At 70.0% G+C, this 18420-nt stretch carries 14 protein-coding genes and 1 riboswitch; of the genes, 10 read left to right on the top strand and 4 right to left on the bottom strand.

The genetic code is table 11. The features are described 5' to 3' along the window. Positions 1-49 precede the first annotated feature (49 nt). From AC3A57_RS16820 to AC3A57_RS16810, 3 genes are read left to right on the top strand one after another with little or no spacing between them, the layout of a single operon-like run. Positions 50-2902: a xanthine dehydrogenase family protein molybdopterin-binding subunit gene (locus tag AC3A57_RS16820; protein ID WP_487579977.1), complete on the top strand. Its 2853-nt coding sequence runs from the start codon at positions 50-52 to the stop codon at positions 2900-2902. Further along, complete coding sequence (locus AC3A57_RS16815; protein ID WP_487579976.1) at positions 2899-3486, top strand: (2Fe-2S)-binding protein; 588 nt, start codon at positions 2899-2901, stop codon at positions 3484-3486. Before AC3A57_RS16820 ends, AC3A57_RS16815 begins: the two co-directional genes overlap by 4 nt. Then, positions 3483-4760 (top strand): c-type cytochrome, encoded by a 1278-nt coding sequence (locus tag AC3A57_RS16810; protein WP_487579975.1) that lies wholly within the window; start codon positions 3483-3485, stop codon positions 4758-4760. The genes AC3A57_RS16815 and AC3A57_RS16810 overlap by 4 nt, the downstream gene beginning before the upstream one ends. Positions 4761-4949: 189 nt before the next feature. Here the strand turns inward: AC3A57_RS16810 and AC3A57_RS16805 are convergent, their stop codons facing one another. Continuing rightward, a complete protein-coding gene (locus AC3A57_RS16805; protein WP_487579974.1) occupies positions 4950-5402 on the bottom strand; it encodes a hypothetical protein in 453 nt (150 codons plus the stop codon). Positions 5403-6136: 734 nt separating this feature from the next. On the opposite strand from AC3A57_RS16805, the gene AC3A57_RS16800 reads away from it, so the two are divergent. Further along, complete coding sequence (locus tag AC3A57_RS16800; RefSeq protein ID WP_487579973.1) at positions 6137-8191, top strand: glycosyl hydrolase family 18 protein; 2055 nt, start codon at positions 6137-6139, stop codon at positions 8189-8191. A gap of 886 nt (positions 8192-9077) precedes the next feature. Here the strand turns inward: AC3A57_RS16800 and AC3A57_RS16795 are convergent. Genes AC3A57_RS16795 through metX form a run of 3 tightly spaced genes read right to left on the bottom strand, consistent with a single transcriptional unit; the run spans position 9078 to position 12534 of the window. Then, a complete protein-coding gene (locus AC3A57_RS16795; protein ID WP_487579972.1) occupies positions 9078-10220 on the bottom strand; it encodes a homoserine dehydrogenase family protein in 1143 nt (380 codons plus the stop codon). Then, positions 10217-11467 carry an O-succinylhomoserine (thiol)-lyase gene (locus AC3A57_RS16790; protein WP_487579971.1) on the bottom strand — a complete coding sequence of 417 codons (1251 nt, stop codon included), beginning with the start codon at positions 11465-11467 and terminating at the stop codon, positions 10217-10219. Before AC3A57_RS16790 ends, AC3A57_RS16795 begins: the two co-directional genes overlap by 4 nt. Beyond that, complete coding sequence (metX, locus tag AC3A57_RS16785; protein ID WP_487579970.1) at positions 11464-12534, bottom strand: homoserine O-succinyltransferase MetX; 1071 nt, start codon at positions 12532-12534, stop codon at positions 11464-11466. The genes AC3A57_RS16790 and metX overlap by 4 nt, the downstream gene beginning before the upstream one ends. Before the next feature lie 94 nt (positions 12535-12628). Next, positions 12629-12740, bottom strand: a riboswitch (SAM riboswitch). Between the two features lie 160 nt (positions 12741-12900). Here metX and AC3A57_RS16780 point away from each other — a divergent pair. The 6 genes from AC3A57_RS16780 (at position 12901) to trhA (ending at position 18316) form a co-directional block, all read left to right on the top strand. Then, complete coding sequence (locus tag AC3A57_RS16780; protein ID WP_487579969.1) at positions 12901-14001, top strand: phytase; 1101 nt, start codon at positions 12901-12903, stop codon at positions 13999-14001. Positions 14002-14022: 21 nt separating this feature from the next. After that, the gene (locus AC3A57_RS16775) at positions 14023-14946 is read left to right on the top strand and encodes a peptidoglycan DD-metalloendopeptidase family protein (RefSeq protein WP_487579968.1); all 924 of its coding nucleotides are present in this window, start codon (positions 14023-14025) and stop codon (positions 14944-14946) included. Positions 14947-15065: 119 nt separating this feature from the next. Then, complete coding sequence (locus tag AC3A57_RS16770) at positions 15066-16670, top strand: peptide chain release factor 3 (RefSeq protein ID WP_487579967.1); 1605 nt, start codon at positions 15066-15068, stop codon at positions 16668-16670. Further along, positions 16670-17158 carry a hypothetical protein gene (locus tag AC3A57_RS16765; RefSeq protein ID WP_487579966.1) on the top strand — a complete coding sequence of 163 codons (489 nt, stop codon included), beginning with the start codon at positions 16670-16672 and terminating at the stop codon, positions 17156-17158. The genes AC3A57_RS16770 and AC3A57_RS16765 overlap by 1 nt, the downstream gene beginning before the upstream one ends. An 85-nt stretch (positions 17159-17243) precedes the next feature. Beyond that, the gene (locus AC3A57_RS16760; protein WP_487579965.1) at positions 17244-17483 is read left to right on the top strand and encodes a hypothetical protein; all 240 of its coding nucleotides are present in this window, start codon (positions 17244-17246) and stop codon (positions 17481-17483) included. A 167-nt stretch (positions 17484-17650) separates the two neighbouring features. Further along, positions 17651-18316 carry a PAQR family membrane homeostasis protein TrhA gene (gene trhA, locus AC3A57_RS16755; RefSeq protein WP_487579964.1) on the top strand — a complete coding sequence of 222 codons (666 nt, stop codon included), beginning with the start codon at positions 17651-17653 and terminating at the stop codon, positions 18314-18316. Positions 18317-18420: the final 104 nt, after the last annotated feature.

Below are 18420 nucleotides of genomic sequence, written 5' to 3'. Positions count from 1 at the left end.
TGCTCCGCAGCATGTGCCTACTATCGGCACAGCCAGCCGGAGCCCGCCCATGCCCGCTCGCCTGAGTCGTCGCGACTTCCTCAAGTCCAGCCTGGTCGCCGGCATCGCCGTGTACGTCGCCGCCCCCGGCAGCGACGCCCTCGCCGCCCTGTTCGAACGCGAACGCATCCGTCCGCCGCCGTGGGACTCCGCGCGCGGCCGCTTGCGCTACCGCACCGACGCCACCGCCAAGGTCACCGGCGAAAAGCTTTTCAGCTACGACATGCGCGGCCGCGACCTGCCCGGCTGGCCCAGCCAGCAGGCGCACGCGATGCTGCTGCGCGCGACCCGCGCCGATCGTGTCTATGCGGGTTTCGACTTGTCCCGGCTCGGCGCCGGCCTGCAGCCCGACCGGATCGCGACGGCCGCCGACCTGGCTCGCGACAGCGTCGCCCTGCCGCCGTTCTACGGCGAGGACATGCTGCTGCCGGAGGGCAAGACCCCGGCCTACCTGGGCCAGGCCGTGGCCCTGCTGGTCTGGCACGACTTCGCCCGCTTCCGCGCGGCCAAGAGCCGGCTCAAGTTCGACGACGGGACGATCCGCTGGGGCGCGCAGACCGGACCGATCGAACGCGAACCCTGGGCCAGCTTCCGCTACGTGCGCGTCGGCGGCGCCACGCCGTTCGACGACGACGTCTACTCCAGTCTCAAGGACACGCCGCTGTTCCCGTCCGGCTATCGCAAGCAAGTGCCGCAATGGCCGTCGGCCGACGCAGCCGGCAAGCTCGACGCCCAGGGCATGGCCCATGCCGAGGCGATCGAAGCCGAACTGCGCGCGGCCGGCGCCGGCAAGCAGGTGTTCGAGCGCGAGTACTTCTCGCAATCGATCGACACCGCGGCGATGGAGCTGGACAACGGCAACGGCTGGTTCGACGCCGCCACCGGCATCCTGCACGCGGTGTCGGCGACCCAGTCGCCGAACGAAGTCGCAGAGGACGGCGCGCGCATGCTCGCGGCCAGCGGTTTCGCGGTGAAGAGCCTGGTCCTGCATCCCTGCTACACCGTCGGCTACGGCTCCAAGGACCACAACCCGTTTCCGTTCTATGCGCTGATGGCGGCGCTGTACGGCGACGGCCGTCCGGTGCGTCTCGCCAACGACCGCTACGAGCAGTTCCAGTCCAGCCTCAAGCGGCACAGCTTCCGCATGCATTACCGGCTCAAGCTGGACCGCGCCAGCGGCCGCTTCGAGGTGTTCCAGGGGCGCATGCTCGGCGACGGCGGCGGCCGGCGCAACTTCTCGCCCTCGGTCTGCCTGGTCGCGGCGACCGCGGCGCAATCGATCTACTATTTCCCGCGCAGCGACCTGGCCAGCACGGTGATCGCCTCGCGCGCGCTCGACGCCGGCTCGGCGCGCGGCTACGGCACTTTGCAGAGCATGGGCGCGACCGAGATGCTGGTCGACGAGATCGCCGCCGAACTGGGCCTGGATCCGATCGAACTGCGCCTGCGCAACGTGTTCGACACCGGCATGAAGAACACCCAGGGCGCGATTCCCGGCGGCGTGCAGCGCGCCGGCGAGGTGCTGCGAAAGGCGCGCATGCACCCGCTGTGGACCCAGCGCGCCGCGCGCAAGCGCGAGTACGAAGCGGCCCATCCCGGCCATCGCTACGGAGTCGGCTTCGGCTGCGTGCAGAAGGACTACGGCACCGGCGCCGAAGCCGCGTTCGCCGAAGTCGCGCTGGGACGCGACGGCCGCATCGCGCTGCGCCATATCGGCATCGAGATGGGCACCGGCATGGCCACCAGCCAGGCCGCGCTGTGCGCGCCATGGCTGGGCCGCCCCGCCGACGAGGTCCGTACCGGCGAGACCGCCTGGCCGGAACTGCCGATGGTCGCCACCGACGACCCCTGGCTGATGTCGCAGGCGACCCAGGACGCGCACGTCGGCGATCCGCGCTGGACGCCGAACTACGCCAGCCCCAGCAGCGCCAGCAACTCGGCGTATTTCTTCGGCCACGCCACCCGCGAGGCGGCGCGGCAGGTGTTCGTGCAAGGCCTGTGGCCGGCGGCGCTGGCGCTGTGGAGCCGCGGCTACGGCGGCGGCCAGCTCGCGCCGCTGGCGGTGCGGCGCGAGGACGCGCGCTGGGTCGAAGGCCGCCTGACCGCGGGCAGCCTGCAGCCGCTGGCCCTGCCCGAACTGGCCGCCGCGGCCTACGAGTTGGGCCTGGCCACCGGCGCGGTGGTGCATACCTTCAACCGCTGGCAATGGGCGCAAGCCGAGTTTCCCCTGCCCGGCGACGAAGCGCGGCTGCCGCTGGACGGCCTGGCGCTGCGCTGGGGCGACGGCGACGGTGCCGGCCTCGGCACGCCGACCGCGAACGGCTATCGGATGCTGGAACGGCGCCGGGTGGACTACCCGCCGGCCCAGCGCAACAACGCCGGCGTGGTCTATTACAGCGTGGTCGGCACCTTGGCCGAAGTCGCGGTCGATACCGCGAGCGGTCGGATCGAATTGCTGAACCACCACTCGATCATGGAATGCGGCACGCCGATCGTGCCCGAACTGGTGTCCGGCCAGTTGCAGGGCGGCCTGGCGATGGGCATCGGCCATGCCCTGCACGAGTACCTGCCGCTGTACGAGGACGGCCCCGGCAACGGCACCTGGAATTTCAACCGCTACACCCTGCCGCGGGCGCGCGACGTCGCGGTGTGGAAACAGACCGGCGAAGTGCTGCCGCCGCTGTCGGACAGCGACCCGCCCAAAGGCATCGCCGAGGTGACGATGATCGCGGTGGTGCCGGCGATCGCCAACGCCTTCGCCCACGCCACCGGCCGCCGCGTGCGCGAGCTGCCGATCACCCCGGACAAGGTCCTGGCCGCGCTGGCGCAGGACGACACCGACGCCGAGGAGGCCCGCGCATGAGCGCCGACGCCGATCGCAGCGGCCTGCGCACCCGTCCGCTGCGCCTGACCGTCAACGGCCGCGCCTATGGCCCGGTCGAGGTGCCCGAGGACATGATGCTGGTCGATGTGCTGCACGAGTACCTCGGCCTGACCGGCACCCGCTTCGGCTGCGGCCAGGGCGTGTGCCGCGCCTGCACCGTGATCGTCGACGACGAGCGCGGTCCGCGTGAGTTGCGCAGCTGCATCACCGGCGCGCACTACTTCCAGGGCAAGCGCATCCGCACCGTCGAAGGCCATGCGCGCCGCGACGAGAGCGGCCGCATCGTCGAACTCTCGCCGGTGCAGCAGGCCTTTCTCGACCACTTCAGTTTCCAGTGCGGCTATTGCACGCCGGGCTTCGTCAACGCCGCCACCGTGCTGCTGGAACGGTTGCGCAAGCAGCCGGTGGCGCGCGCCGACCTGGAGCGAACCATCACCGAAGCCCTGGATCCGCACCTGTGCCGCTGCACCGGCTACGTGCGCTACTACCAGGCGGTGCGGCAACTGGCCCTGGACACGCCGGGCCTGGTCCGCGACGGCGACGCACGGGAGCAAGGCCGATGAAACGGCGCCGCTGGAAACGTGGGTTGCTGTGGCTGGCGCTGGCCGTCGCGCTGGCGTGGCTGATCGGCGGGCTGTGGTCCTGGCGGGCGCAGCGCGGTCCGGTGCAGACGGTCCGGGCCAGCGCCGAGCAGATCGAACGCGGCCGCTACCTGGCCGCAGCCGCCGACTGCGCCGCCTGCCACACCGCCGAGGGCGGCGCGCCGTTCGCCGGCGGCGTACCGCTGGCCTCGCCGTTCGGGGTCATCCACGGCACCAACATCACCCCCGATCCGGACACCGGCATCGGCCGCTACACCGCCGACGACTTCCACCACGCCCTGACCCGCGGCGAAGCGCGCGACGGCCACCAGCTGTATCCGGCGATGCCCTACGTCTCCTATCGCCGCATCGTCCGCGCCGACAGCGACGCCATTTACGCCTATCTGATGACCCGGGCGCCGGTGAAACAGGCCAACCGGCGCAACGGAGTCGGCTTTCCGTTCAACCTCCGCAGCGGCATCCACGCCTGGAACTGGCTGTTCGCCGGCGCGCGGACGACGCCGGCCTCGCAAGGACAGTCGGCGCAGTGGAAACGCGGCCAGTACCTGGTCGAAACCCTCGGCCATTGCGGCGAATGCCACAGCCCGCGCGGCCGGTTGGGCCAGATCGAGCGCGACCGCCCCTTGCAGGGCAATGCCGAACTGGGCCGTTTCGCCGCGCCCGACCTGACCCCGCAAGGCCTGGCCGCACGCGGTTGGGACCGCGCCGGGTTGCGCGCCTACCTGGCCACCGGCAGCGCCGCGCAGGCGGTGGCTTCGGATGAGATGCTCAAGGTGGTCGACCTGTCCACCAGCCGTCTGCGCGACGCGGACCTGGATGCGATCGCGACCTATCTGACCGGCGACCGCGCCGCGCCCGCCGTCGCCTTGCCCGCACCGGCCGTACCGGCGCCGCCCGCGCCGGCCCACGACCGCTACCTGGCCTTGTGCGCCGGCTGCCACGGCCGCGACGGCGAGGGCGTGCCGCACGTCGCCCCGGCGCTGCGCGGCAATAGCGGCCTGCGCGATCCGCGGCCGCACAACCTGATCGTCGCCCTGCTCGACGGCCTGCCCGAACACGATCTGCCCGGGCTGGAACGGATGCAGGACATGCCCGGCTTCGGCGACGAACTCGACGACGCGCAGTTGGCCGAGCTGGCGCAATGGCTGCGCAGCCGTTACGGCGGCCGCAGCGAAGCGGTCGCGGCGCAGCAAGTGCGCGCCCTGCGCGAGAGCCGGCCGGCGCCGCACCGCTGACGCGCGCGGCGCCGGTCATTGGGCCTGGAGCTGCGCCGGGCCGGCCCGCCGCCGGCCAGATGGCGCCGACGGGAAGTGCGTAGGAACGAGTAAAGAGCAACGAATGCGGAGGAACCGGTACGCGAAGACGAGCCCGGCCTTCGCTCGTTGCTCGTTGCTGCTCATTCGTTGCATCGCCGATCCAGGCGCTCAATCGTCGCCGTAGGCGCGGTCCGAGGTGGTGTCGACGATGCGCTCGCTCTTGCCGCTGGTCGCGTAGGCGCGTGGGTCGGACAGCTCCAGGGTGCAGCTTTGCGGGTCTTCGAGCAGGATCGCCGCGCCGCCCAGTTGCACGTGCACCGCTTCGGGCGTGCGCCGTCCGGCGCGGGTGTAATAGGTCGCCCGATGCTTGCGCAGGATCACCGCGTTGGCGCCTTGCTGCGCCGCCGCCTCGGCGAGACGGGCGAACGCGCGCGGGTAGTGGACCGGGCTCGGATCGCGGTCGAACGAATTCTCTTTCACCCGAGTGCCGGCCTCGATCGCGACCGTACCGAGCCGGCGATAGCGGCAGCCGGGATCGGCCTCGATCACCGGCGGCGCGGCCGAGGCCGCCCACGCGCAGGTCCACCACAACGCACCGCCGATCCACGCCTTCGCATTCATGATCGTGCCCCGCAACACCGGCCAGCGGCGGCCGGACGCGCGGACTATAGCCAGGGCGGCGCGCGTCGAAAATGTGTGCCCGCACGCGCATTGCGAACGCCGCGCCCTGCGTTCCCCGGCTCCGTTCCGAGTGTGGCGAGCACCGGCATCCGGCTGCGTCGTCGCGCACGATTGCGCAACGCAACATGGTGCTGTCGGCCAAGACGAGAAGTGCGTCGCGCTTGTCTCGACATGACAATTAATGTCCAACGGACATGGACTTATCTCACTGTTTTTCAGACGCTTTTCGCGCACCATTTCGCTGCGGCGCAGCAAACGGCCATTAACGAAACCAACGTTGTCAGGGGATTCTGTGAACTGCAGCGCAAACGCCTAGCAAGCGCGTTGACAACGTTGTCACGCATCGCCAGCGTGCACAGCGAACAGACCGGACGCGTCCAGCGCGCCGTCCAGGTCGAGCCAGGCGCGCCAGGCACAGGAGGAAGCCGCTCTCTCCACAGGGGATCGCGACAACGCGTACGACCGGCCCATCGCACCGGTCGCGCCGCAGCGGCGGCAGTACGCGGCAGGACAAGCAGCAGTACCCGACGGCGCATCGCGCCGATCACTCGAGGGAGCCCGAGCTCCCCGGCAATGCGGAGGGCCAGCGGCCCTTCTTCTAAACACGGCGGGGATCTGCCGTCGGCCGTTCGCGGCCGGCGAAGTCTTGACTACGCACGGGAGAGGAAGCACTCATGAGACACGCACGGTCCGCAAACCTGCTGTTGTTGTCGGCGTTGGCCGCCACCTCGTCGCTGTCGACGGCGTATGCGCAGGCCTCCTGCAACGGCGTTCCGGCCTGGAACCCGTCCACCATCTACGCCGCCGGCGACAAGCTGACCTACCAAAATCACCTGTATCAGGCCAACGGCCCGATCTGGAACACCCCGCCCACCCATTGCCCGAGCTGCAGCTACTACACCGACCTGGGCGTGTGCGGCACCGGCCCGGGCAACAAGCCGCCGACCGTGTCGCTGACCTCGCCCAGCAACGGCGCCAGCTACAACGTGGGCGCCAACATCGCGGTCAGCGCCAATGCCGCCGACAGCGACGGCAGCATCGCCAGCGTCGAATTCTTCCGCGGCACGACCTCGCTCGGCGTCGACACCAGCGCGCCGTACGGCGTGACCTGGAGCAACGCCGGCGCCGGCAGCCACAGCTTCACCGCGGTGGCCAAGGACAACCAGAACGCCACCACCACCTCGTCCGCGGTCAGCGTCACCGTCAGCTCGGGCCCGGCCGACACTACACCGCCGAGCGTGCCTGCCGGCCTGGCCTCGCCCGCGCAGACCTCCAGCAGCGTCTCGCTGAGCTGGAACGCCTCCACCGACAACAGCGGCGGCAGCGGCATGGCCGGCTACGACGTCTACCGCAACGGCAGCCTCGCCGGCTCGCCGACCGGCACCAGCTACGTGGTCAACAATCTCGCCGCGAGCACCAGCTACACCTTCACCGTGCGCGCCCGCGACAACGCCGGCAACGCCTCGGCGCAGAGCGCCTCGATCAGCGCCACCACCAAGCCGGCCACCCCGGGCGGCGCCAAGAAGGTGATCGGCTACTTCGCCCAGTGGGGCATCTACGGCCGCGGCTACCGGGTCAAGAACATCGACACCAGCGGCTCGGCGTCCAAGCTGACCCACATCAACTACGCCTTCGGCAACGTCCGCAACAACCGTTGCGAAGTCGGCCTGACCGTGCCGTCGGATCCGAACACCGGCGTCGGCGGCGACGCGTTCGCCGACTACACCAAGTCGTTCCAGGCCGGCGAAAGCGTCAGCGGCGTCGGCGACACCTGGGACCAGAAGCTGCGCGGCAACTGGAACCAGCTCAAGCAGCTCAAGGCCAAGCACCCGAACATCAAGGTGCTGATCTCGCTCGGCGGCTGGACCTGGTCGCGCGGCTTCTCCAGCGCGGCGCGCCCGGAGAACCGCCAGGCCTTCGTCGCCTCGTGCGTGGACGCCTACATCAAGGGCAACCTGCCGGTCACCGACGGCGCCGGCGGCGCGGGCGCGGCGGCCGGCGTGTTCGACGGCATCGACATCGACTGGGAATACCCCGTCGCCTGCGGCCTGACCTGCGGCACCCCGGAGGACAAGGCCAACTTCAACGCGCTGATGGCCGAGTTCCGCAAGCAGCTCGACGCGGTGCGCCCGGGCCTGTTGCTGACCGTCGCCGTCGGCGCCGGCATCGACAAGATCCGCGTCACCGACCCGGCCGCGTACCACCAGTACCTGGACTTCATCAACGTGATGACCTACGACTTCCACGGCGCGTGGGATCCGAAGACCAATCATCACTCGGCCCTGTTCGCCTCGCCCAACGATCCGTCCACCGGCGACCAGAAGTTCTACAACTCCAACGACGCGATCGAGGCCTTCCTGAGCCGCGGCGTGCCGGCCTCGAAGATCAACCTCGGCATCGGCTTCTACGGCCGCGGCTGGACCAACGTGGCCAACGTCAACAACGGCCTGTACCAGAGCGGCAGCGCCGCCCAGGGCACTTACGAGGCCGGCATCGAGGACTACAAGGTGCTCAAGGGCAAGCCGGGCACGATCTACACCGACGCCAACGCCCGCGCCACCTGGAAGTACGACGGCAACACCTTCTGGAGCTACGACACGCCGGCGCTGATCGGCGAGAAGATGCAGTACGTCAAGACCCAGAACCTCGGCGGCGCGTTCTTCTGGGAGTTCAGCGGCGACGACGCCCAGGGCGAGTTGGTCAACGCGATCAGCAACGGCCTGAAGTAAGCCATTCGCGCCCCCCCTCTCCCGTGCGCGGGAGAGGGGCGGGACGGCTCTCTCTCTCCGTCCCGTCCTCGGATTTCCTGCATCGCGAGGCCGGCTGCGCTAGCCCCTCGGTCCAGTTTTGCAAAGCCGCGGCGAGCGATACGCCGCGGTGATCTGCAGCGGAGCGCCGATCACCCCCCCGATCGGCGCTCCGATTTCGTTTTTGTCATAACGACATCCGCCGGCCGCTGCCGTTGCCGTTGCCGTTGCCGTTGCCGTTGCCGTTGCCGTAAAGAGCTTAGCGCCGCGGCGAACTCGCGAGACCGCCCTGAAGCCCCGGAGGGCGGCCCGCAGGGATGTGGGCCGTGCGCAGCCAGGCCATGGATGGCCTGTGCGGAGCAGCCCCGCGCCAGCTTCGTCCCAAGTGGCTCTTGATCCGAAACAGCCATGGCGTTTTCTTTGGTTACCTTTGACCGCAGGAAATCCCGTGGGACTTTGTCGCCTTGGACAAAGAAAGTAACCCGGCCGCTTGCGGACGGAAGCTCTTGCTTTGGAGCTTTGGAACTTTAGAGTTTTGAAGCTTTCGAAGCTCTTGAAGCCTTCGAATAACAAACGGCGCGAGACCGCAACAGCGCGATCGCGGCTTACGCCGCTCCTACAGTGGTGCGGGACAAGGCGCGGCGAGATTGAGAGATGGCAGTCGCGGCTTGCGCCGCTCCTACCCTGGCGGAGGTTTCGGGCTTCGATCACTGACGACAGTCTTGGATTTTCTGCGCGTCCCGCGGTCGCGGCTTGCGCCGCTCCTACAGACGATAGCTTCGAGCTTCGATCATTGACGACAGTCTTGGATTTTCTACGCGTCCCTTGGTCGCGGCTGACGCCGCTCCTACAGGGGCACCGCCCCCGCTCAGCCGACCAGGCGTAGCACGTCGTCGAGCAGGCCCGCCGCGGTAACGCCGGCGCCGGCGCCGGGCCCCTGGATCACCAGCGGCTGGTCGCGGTAGCGGTCGGACCAGATCGCCACCTTGTTGTCGGTGCCGGCGCCGCCGGCCAGCGGGTGATCGCCGGGCAACGATTCCAGGCCGACCCGGGCGCTGTGGCGGCCGTCTTCGCCGCAGTCCAGGCGGGCGATGAAGCGCAGCTTCTCGCCGTTCTTGTAGGCCGCCGCGTAGCGATCGCGCAGCGGCGCGTCCAGCGCCGGCAACGCCGCGTCCACGCTCTCCTTGGACAGGATCGCCAGTTCCGGCGGCACCAGCGAGGCCACCTCGACCTCGCCCGCTTCCAGCGCCACCCCGGCCGCGCGCGCCAGGATCAGCAGCTTGCGCCGCACGTCCTCGCCGGACAGATCGTCGCGCGGATCGGGCTCGGTGTAGCCGGCGTCGCGCGCCTGCCTTACCAGGGCCGAGAACGGGCGCATGCCGTCGTAATGATTGAACAGCCAGGCCAGCGAGCCCGATAGCACGCCGGCGATGGCGTGGATGCGGTCGCCGCCGGCCTGAAGTTCGCGCAAGGACCGCAGCAGCGGCAAGCCGGCGCCGACCGTGGCGCTGTCGCCGTAGCCGCTGCCGCCGCGCGCGCAGGCCTCGCGGATCGCGCGCCAGCGCGCCAGCGAGGTGCCCTGGCCGATCTTGCACGCGGTGACCACGTGGATGCCCTGAGCCAGCCATTGCGCATGGCGCTCGGCGACCGCTTCGCTGGCGGTGGCGTCGACCACCACCCGAGCGCCGTCGCCGGCCAGGCCATCCCAGGACAGGGCCGCGGCGACCTCGTCGAGCGAGCTGGGCCGGTCGCTGGCGGTCAGCGCGGTGGCGGCGCGCTCGGGCGCCAGCCCGGCGCGGTCGACCGCGGCGCGGCGCGAATTGGCGACATGGACCAGCGTCAAGCGCTCGCCCAGGCGCGTGCCCTGCCAGGCCTTGAGCCGCGCGAGCACCGCGCCGCCGACCGTGCCGGTGCCGAGCAGCGCGACCCGCGCCGGCAGCGCCGGCGCGTTGGCGGCGGCGATGCGCGCGGCGGACGCCGGCGCCGACAGAGCGCTGGCCGCCGCGCTCATCGTTTGACGCGCGCCGCGGTGGCCACCGCCGCCGAAGCGCGCTCCAGCGCGGCTTCCAGATCGGCGATCAGGTCGTCGACATGCTCGATGCCGACCGACAGGCGCAACAGGCCATCGCCGATGCCGGCGGCGGCGCGCGCTTCCGGCGACATCGCCGCATGGGTCATGGTCGCCGGATGCGCGACCAGGCTTTCGACGCCGCCCAACGATTCGGCCAGGGTGAAACAGTTCAGGCCGTCGACGAAGGCGCGCACCGCGTCTTCGCCGCCGTCGATCTCGACGCTGAGCATGGCGCCGAAACCCTTCTGCTGGCGCGCCGCCAGGGCATGGCCCGGGTGCGAGGCCAGGCCCGGGTAATGCACCACGCGCACCGCCGGATGGGCATCGAGCAACTGGGCGATGGCCTGGGTGTTCTCCTGATGCACGCGCAGACGCGCGTCCAGGGTGCGCAGGCCGCGCAGGGTCAGGAAGGCGTCGAACGGCGAACCGGTCAGGCCCAGCGCATTGGCCCACCACACCAACTGCTGGTGGTGCTCGGCGCTCTTGGCCACCACCGCGCCGCCGACCACGTCGCTATGGCCGTTGATGTACTTGGTGGTCGAATGCACGACCAGGTCGGCGCCGAACGCGATCGGACGCTGCAAAGCCGGCGACAGGAAGGTGTTGTCGACCACGGTCAGCGCGCCCTGGGCGTGCGCGGCCTCGATCACGAAGCGCAGGTCGGTGACGCGCAGCAGCGGGTTGGACGGGGTTTCGATCCACACCACCGCCGGCTTGCTCGCCAGCGCTTCGGTCAGCGAACGCGGGTCGGTGAGGTCGGCGGTGATCAGCTCGAACGCGCCCTTCGCCGCCAGCGCGTTGAACAGGCGCCAGCTGCCGCCGTAGCCGTCGTGCGGCACCACGATGCGGTCGCCCGGCTTGAGCAAGGCGTGCAGCACCAGGGTGATCGCCGACATGCCGGTCGAGGTGACCACGCCGCCGGCGCCGCCTTCCAGCTCCGCCAGCGCTTCGCCGAGCAGGTCGCGGGTCGGGTTGCCGCTGCGGGTGTAGTCGTACTGGCGCTTGTCGTTGAAGCCGGCGAAGCTGAAGTTCGACGACAGCACGATCGGCGGGGTCACCGCGCCGTAGGCGGCGTCGCGATCGATGCCGGCGCGGACCGCGGCGGTACAGGCGTTGCGGGTGGGGGCATTGGATGCCTGGGTCGAGGTCTGGGTCACGTGGGCCGCTCCGTTGATGTCAATGCTCATGCGGCCACCTGGCTACAGTCGGCCAGCGCTTCGCGCAGGATGGTGTCGATGTCGGTTTCTTCTTTAAGGCAGGCGTCGTGCCCGTAGATCGAGCGCAGCACGCGCAGCCGGGTCTCGCCGCGCAGGCGCTCGATCAGATCGTAGGACTCGCTCAGCGGAATCAGCCGGTCTTCGCCGACCGCGACCACCGTGACCGGCAGGCGGATGGTCGAGGGGTCGACCTGCTGCAGGTCGATCGATTCGGACAGGCGCAGGAAGGCGGTGGTCGGGGTGCGCGCGACGTACTTGTGGCCGCAGTGGTCGAGATAGTCCTCGGCGTCGACGCGGACCCGGCCGTCGCGCACTTGCGCGGCGCCGAAACGTTCGGCGAACTCTTCCGGGGTGCGGTAGCTCAGCACCGCCAGCTCGCGCGCCAGCGCCAGCCCCTGGCTCTCGTCGCACTGCAGGGCGCCGAGCGCGACCGCGCGGCGCTGCAGCGCGCGCCACGCCGCGGCATAGGGATGGGCGCGGTGGGTGCCGCTGATCGAGACCAGTTCGCCCAGCCGCGAGGGGTGGCGCGAAGCGAACTGCAGGCCGACCATGGCGCCGTAGGAGTAGCCGATGAAGGCCTGCAGGCAGGGAATGCGCAGCGCGTCGAGCAGAGCCGCGATGGCGTCGGCCTGATCGGCCGGGTCCAGCGGCGCATCGAGTTCGCCGTCGGCGCCGAGCCAGTCGAACGAGACCAGATGGAAACGCTGCGGGTCCAGCGCGCGGCCGGCGCCGACCTGGCTATGCCACCAGCCCGGCTCGGCGAACTCGCGGCTCGGCGCCAGGTGGCGGTGGGCGGAAATGCCGCCGGCGACGAACAAGGCCGGCAGACCGGCCTCGCCCTGGGTTTCGTAACGCAGCGTCACGCGGCGGCGGCCGGCGTGGCGCAGGTCGAGTTCGAGCGCGATCTCGCCGCGGGTCGCGGCGCCGCGCGCGCTCAGGCGCTCGACGGCGGGAGCCGGGGCCAGCGCGCTGGCTTCGTGGGAAACGAAGCGTTCGCTGGCGTCGAAACTGGCAACGGGGCTGTGGGCGAAGCTCATGGCGGGCATCCGATAGGAACGGGGCCATCGAGCTTGCAAGTCGCAGGTGCGCCGCGAGGGGCGCACTTCGCAACCATCTTCCGACCGACGCCTCCACACCTCTAGGGCGGGGGCGGGCCGCAGGAATTGGCACCTTCGCGCGGCTTGCGCCGCGTTGGGTTGCCCCGGCTTCTAAGGGCCTGTCCCTCAGCCGGTCTCGATGGATGGGCACAGTCTGCCGGCGCCCCCGAGGGCTGTCAATCGCTTCATCCGCATATAGCGATTTATTATGAGCCCCTGCCCCGGCCGACACGGCCCGGCAACCGGACGGCGGTCGCCATCGCGACCCTCGCCCGGTCGCCACGCGTCGCGCATACACTTGCCACGATGACTAGCCGCCTCCTTGCCGTCGCCCTCAGCGCGACCCTGCTCGCCGCCTGCGCCAGCCGCCCGGTGTTGGAATCGGAAACCCGCACCACCTCGGCGGGGCCGGCGCGATTGCGCACCGTGCCCGAGCGCTTCGTGTCCGCGCCCAGTCCGCAGGACGAACTCGACTCGCTGGCGACCTGGCCCGGCGAAGACGGCAAGACCTGGCTGATCGCCAGCGCCAAGTCCACCCATCAGTTGCAGGTCTACGACGCCGATACCGGCGAGCGCCTGCGCAGCGTCGGCGGCAAGGGCTCCGCCCTGGGCCAGTTCAAGCGCCCCAACGGGCTGGCGGTGTTCGGCGACCACGTATTCGTGGTCGAGCGCGACAACCATCGGGTGCAGGTGCTGCGCCTGCCCGACTTCGCCCCGTTGGCCAGCTTCGGCGAGGCCCAGCTGCGCAGCCCCTACGGCCTGTGGCTGCACGAGACCGCGCCCGGCGAGTTGGAGGCCTACGTCACCGACAGCTTCATGTACGGCGACAAGTACGACCAGGTGCCGCCGCTGAACGAACTCGATCAACGCGTGCGCCGCTACCGCCTGCATTTCGACCAGGACGGCCGCCTGAGCAGCGAGTACCAGGGCGCGTTCGGCGACACCAGCGAGGACGCCGCCCTGCGCGTGGTCGAGTCGATCGCCGGCGACCCGGCCAACGACCGCCTGCTGATCGCCGACGAGGACGAGCGCCATCTGTCGACCCTGCGCGAGTACACCCTGGCCGGCCGCTACACCGGCCGCCGCCTGCCCGACCGCAGCTTCGACGCCCAGGCCGAGGGCGTAACCCTGTGGAGCTGCGCGGACGGCGGCGGCTACTGGATCGCGGTCGACCAGCTGATGCCGCGCACCGTCTTCCACGTGTTCGACCGCACCACCCTGGCCCCGCGCGGCAGCTTCCGCGGCGAGGTCACCGCCCACACCGACGGCATCGTCCTGCACGCCGCCGGCACCGCCGGGTTTCCGTTCGGCGCGCTGTACGCCGTGCACGACGACCGTTCGGTGGCCGCGTTCGACCTCGGCGAGATCGCCCGCACCCTGTCGCTGTCCTCTTCCTGCCTGAACTGACGACCCGCCTCCGATCCGCTCATGCGTGCCTCCCATTATCTTGCCGCCCTGCTCTGCCTGACCGCGCTCGCCGGCGCCGACGCGCGAGCGGGCAAGCTGTACCGCTGGACCGACCGCCAGGGCATCGTCCATTACGGCGACCGCGCGCCCGAGCGGGCGCCGCCAGCGGAAATCGAACGCATCCCGTTCCGCACCGAGCCGGGCGCGATCGCCCGCCTGCGCGTGCTGCAGGATGGCGAGCGCTACCTGGCCTGGGCCGACAACAGCCTGGCCGGTCCGATCGAGGTGCGGCTGGATTTCACCCACAGCAACAACATCGTCGGCTCGCCGCACCTGCCGGCGCGGGCGATCCTGGACGCGCGCAGCAGCGCGGTGGTGGCGGTGCTCAGCGCCCAGGACCCGACCCGCGGCGGCGACTTCGAACTGAACATGCGCAGCACCCCGGGCGACCCGGACGCGCGCGCGCGCAACGTCGACTACCTGCTGCCGCTGCAGCAACAGCAGTTCCGCATCGACCAGGGCTACGGCGGCCACTTCAGCCACAGCGAGCCCGAACACCGCTACGCGGTCGATTTCGCCGCCGACATCGGCACCCCGGTGCTGGCCGCGCGCGACGGCACGGTGATGCAGGTCGAATCCGATTTCGACAAGGCCGGGCTGAACCTGGAGAAGTACGGCGACCGCGCCAACTTCGTCCGCATCCTCCACGACGACGGCAGCATGGCCCTATACGCCCACCTCAAGGACGACGGCGGGGTGCTGGTCCGGCTCGGCCAGCGGGTCCGCGCCGGGCAGCAGATCGGCCTGTCCGGCAATACCGGCTTCAGCACCGGCCCGCACCTGCACTTCGCGGTCCAGGTCAACCGCGGCATGCGCCTGGAATCGATCCCGTTCCGGATGAGCGGCCCGCAGGGCCCGCTGCACCTGGGCGGCGGGGCGCGCTGAGCCCCGCCCGGCGGCCGCGGGCCGCCCCGGGGCCTCGGCCCGCCCGGCGCCGGCGGCGCGCGCGGGTATAATCGCCGCCTTCCTCTCGACTCCCGACGCGCCCCGGGCGCGCCGTCCTCATGTCCGAAGTCACCCAGCAAGCCCTCCGCCGCCGCACCTTCGCGATCATTTCGCACCCCGACGCCGGCAAGACCACCCTGACCGAAAAGCTGCTGCTGTTCGGCGGCGCGATCCAGATGGCCGGCTCGGTCAAGGGCCGCAAGGCCGCGCGCCACGCGACCTCCGACTGGATGGCGCTGGAGAAGGAACGCGGCATCTCGGTGACCTCCTCGGTGATGCAGTTCCCCTACGAGGGCCGCATCGTCAACCTGCTCGACACTCCCGGCCACGCCGACTTCGGCGAGGACACCTACCGGGTGCTGACCGCGGTCGACTCGGCGCTGATGGTCATCGACGTGGCCAAGGGCGTGGAAGAGCGCACGATCAAGCTGATGGAGGTGTGCCGCCTGCGCGACACGCCGATCATGAGCTTCATCAACAAGCTCGACCGCGAAGGCAAGAACCCGATCGAGCTGCTCGACGAGGTCGAGTCGGTGCTGGGCATCCAGTGCGCGCCGATCACCTGGCCGATCGGCATGGGCCAGCGCCTGAAGGGCGTGGTCCACCTGCTCAGCGGCGAAGTGCACCTGTACGAACAGGGCCGCAACTTCACCCGCCAGGACTCGACCATCTTCGCCTCGATCGACGACCCGGCGCTGGAAGCGCGGATCGGCGCCGGCATGCTGGCCGAACTGCGCGAGGAACTGGAACTGGTCGAAGGCGCCTCGCATCCGTTCGACAAGGCCAAGTACCTGGCCAGCGAGCAGACCCCGGTGTTCTTCGGCTCGGCGGTCAACAACTTCGGCGTGCAGCTGCTGCTGGACTTCTTCGTCGAGCACGCGCCGTCGCCGAAGCCGCGCGAAACCACCAGCCGCGACGTGCAGCCCGACGAAGACAAGCTGTCCGGCTTCGTGTTCAAGATCCAAGCCAACATGGACCCGCAGCACCGCGACCGGGTCGCGTTCATGCGCATCTGCTCGGGCAAGTTCAGCGCCGGCATGAAGGCCTTCCATCCGCGCACCGGCAAGGAAGTGAAGCTGGCCAACGCGCTGACCTTCATGGCCAGCGACCGCGAGATCGCCGAGAGCGCCTGGCCCGGCGACGTGATCGGCATCCACAACCACGGCACGATCTCGATCGGCGACAGCTTCAGCGAAGGCGAGCCGCTGTCGTTCACCGGCATCCCCAACTTCGCCCCGGAACTGTTCCGCCGCGCCCGCCTGCGCGATCCGCTCAAGCTCAAGCAGCTGCAGAAGGGCCTGGCCCAGCTGTCGGAGGAAGGCGCGACCCAGTTCTTCCGCCCGCTGATGAGCAACGACCTGATCCTCGGCGCGGTCGGCGTGCTGCAGTTCGACGTGGTCGCCTACCGGCTCAAGGACGAGTACGGCGTCGACGCCAGCTTCGAGCAGGTCTCGGTCGCGACCGCGCGCTGGATCCGCTGCAGCGACGCCAAGAAGCTGGAAGAGTTCCGCGACAAGAACGCGCTCAACCTGGCCGTCGACGCCGCCGGCCAGCTGGTCTATCTGGCGCCGACCCGGGTCAACCTGCAGCTGGCTCAGGAGCGCGCCCCCGGCGTCGAGTTCCTGGCCACCCGCGAACACGCCCACGCGGTGGCCGTCGACTGATGTCGCCGCTGCGCCAATGGTGGTTGTACTTGTTGAGCAAGCGCAGCGAAGTCGCCGCGCTCGACTACAAGGACGCCTACATGGCCAAGGTGATCATGGACATCCACCGCCTGCGCGCCGACAAGGCGCAGGCGCTGGTGCCGCTGCGCGAGCTGCACCCGATCCACCGCATCGACCGCGAATCGGCGCAGCAGGCCACCGCGGCGCGCGCCCAGGCGCTGCTCGCGCGCCGCGACGAACTGCTGGCGCGCGGCAAGCTCGATCTGGCCGCGCTGAGCGAGATCATTCCCTCGGTCTCGCAGATCAAGGTCGTCCGCGACGGCGCGCGCTGGCTGGCCTTCGAAGGCAACGGCCGCCTGTATGCGATGCGCCAGGCCTTCGGCGAGGAGTGCGCACTGCCGGTCGAAGTCGAGGAGTACCGCTTCGCCCGTCCGGCCAAGATCCAGCGCCGGCTGCGCCGGATCCGCCGTCTGAACGAACTCGAGTAACCCCCCCCGCTCCGATGCTGCGCGGCAGCATCGACTAGCATCGTCCGGTCGGCCGAGCCGGCCGGCGTCCATACGGGAGGGGGTCATGTACTACCTGGGCATCGCGCTGTGTCTGATCGGCGGTCTGTGGATCGTGGTCAACGCGTTCCGCAAAAGCATCTGGTGGGGACTGGGTTCGCTGTTGATACCGTTCGTGGCGCTGGTGTTCGCGATCATGAATTTCGCCGCCAACAAGATCCCGCTGGCGATCTATGTGGTCGGCATCGTGCTGATCCTGGTCGGCATGCCGTCGATGTCGCAGTACGCGGCGGCGCCGGCGGGCTGAGCGCATCGGCCCGGTCCGCGGAGTCCTGCCTGGGATTCCGCGGACGACGCGCGCCGCAGCGCCGGCGTGATGCGCTTGGCGAAACCGGACCGCCGTCGCCTTACCGCGTCGGTCGGTTCGCGCCGGGGCCGAGCATTTGCTCCAGACCGCGCTAGGATGCTGGGACCATGCCTATCGCCCATGCCCCCGCTCACGGCGACCATTCGATCCGCGAAGAGATCGCCAATGCCCTGACCCACGGCCTCGGCGCCACCGCCGCGCTCGCCGGCGGCTCGGTGATGATCACCCTGGCCGCCCTGTACGGCGACGCCTGGCAGCTCGGCAGCTCGATCGTGTTCGGGATCAGCCTGTTGCTGCTGTACCTGGCCTCGACCCTGTACCACGCGATCCAGCATCCCATCGTCAAGGGCCGGCTCAAGGTCTTCGACCATTGCGCGATCTACCTGCTGATCGCCGGCACCTACACCCCGTTCACCCTGATCGGCCTGCGCGGCCCCTGGGGCTGGGGCCTGTTCGCGGCGATCTGGGGCCTGGCCCTGGCCGGGATCGTGTTCAAGCTGTTCTACACCGGCCGCTTCAAGCTGTTGTCGACCCTGATCTACATCGCCATGGGCTGGCTGGTGCTGGTGGCGATCAAGCCGCTGGTGCAGGCGCTGGAGCCGTGGACCCTGGCATGGCTGCTCGCCGGCGGCCTGTGCTACACCCTCGGCACGGTGTTCTATCACCGGCCCTCGCTGCGCTACTCGCACGCGATCTGGCATCTGTTCGTCGTCGCCGGCAGCGTCTGCCACTACATCGCGGTGCTGTCGCAAGTGGTGCCGTCGCCGGCCTGAACGCCGCGGCGCCCGTCCACGGCGCGTTCACTTCCGCTTTACCGGAGTCTGGCGATGGTGGGCCCATCGTAGCGAACAGGTCCCCACGCGCGGGCCGAATGGAG

This window comes from Lysobacter sp. Soil_C_15, assembly GCF_057657315.1.
Note: the sequence above shows the minus strand (reverse complement) of the source record. Positions and strands in the feature narration are given on the sequence as shown.

Coding starts and splice junctions, on each gene's coding strand:
- AC3A57_RS16820 (WP_487579977.1), top strand. CDS start 50: ATGCCCGCTCGCCTGAGTCGTCGCGACTTCCTCAAGTCCAGCCTGGTC.
- AC3A57_RS16815 (WP_487579976.1), top strand. CDS start 2,899: ATGAGCGCCGACGCCGATCGCAGCGGCCTGCGCACCCGTCCGCTGCGC.
- AC3A57_RS16810 (WP_487579975.1), top strand. CDS start 3,483: ATGAAACGGCGCCGCTGGAAACGTGGGTTGCTGTGGCTGGCGCTGGCC.
- AC3A57_RS16805 (WP_487579974.1), bottom strand. CDS start 5,402: ATGAATGCGAAGGCGTGGATCGGCGGTGCGTTGTGGTGGACCTGCGCG.
- AC3A57_RS16800 (WP_487579973.1), top strand. CDS start 6,137: ATGAGACACGCACGGTCCGCAAACCTGCTGTTGTTGTCGGCGTTGGCC.
- AC3A57_RS16795 (WP_487579972.1), bottom strand. CDS start 10,220: ATGAGCGCGGCGGCCAGCGCTCTGTCGGCGCCGGCGTCCGCCGCGCGC.
- AC3A57_RS16790 (WP_487579971.1), bottom strand. CDS start 11,467: ATGAGCATTGACATCAACGGAGCGGCCCACGTGACCCAGACCTCGACC.
- metX (WP_487579970.1), bottom strand. CDS start 12,534: ATGAGCTTCGCCCACAGCCCCGTTGCCAGTTTCGACGCCAGCGAACGC.
- AC3A57_RS16780 (WP_487579969.1), top strand. CDS start 12,901: ATGACTAGCCGCCTCCTTGCCGTCGCCCTCAGCGCGACCCTGCTCGCC.
- AC3A57_RS16775 (WP_487579968.1), top strand. CDS start 14,023: ATGCGTGCCTCCCATTATCTTGCCGCCCTGCTCTGCCTGACCGCGCTC.
- AC3A57_RS16770 (WP_487579967.1), top strand. CDS start 15,066: ATGTCCGAAGTCACCCAGCAAGCCCTCCGCCGCCGCACCTTCGCGATC.
- AC3A57_RS16765 (WP_487579966.1), top strand. CDS start 16,670: ATGTCGCCGCTGCGCCAATGGTGGTTGTACTTGTTGAGCAAGCGCAGC.
- AC3A57_RS16760 (WP_487579965.1), top strand. CDS start 17,244: ATGTACTACCTGGGCATCGCGCTGTGTCTGATCGGCGGTCTGTGGATC.
- trhA (WP_487579964.1), top strand. CDS start 17,651: ATGCCTATCGCCCATGCCCCCGCTCACGGCGACCATTCGATCCGCGAA.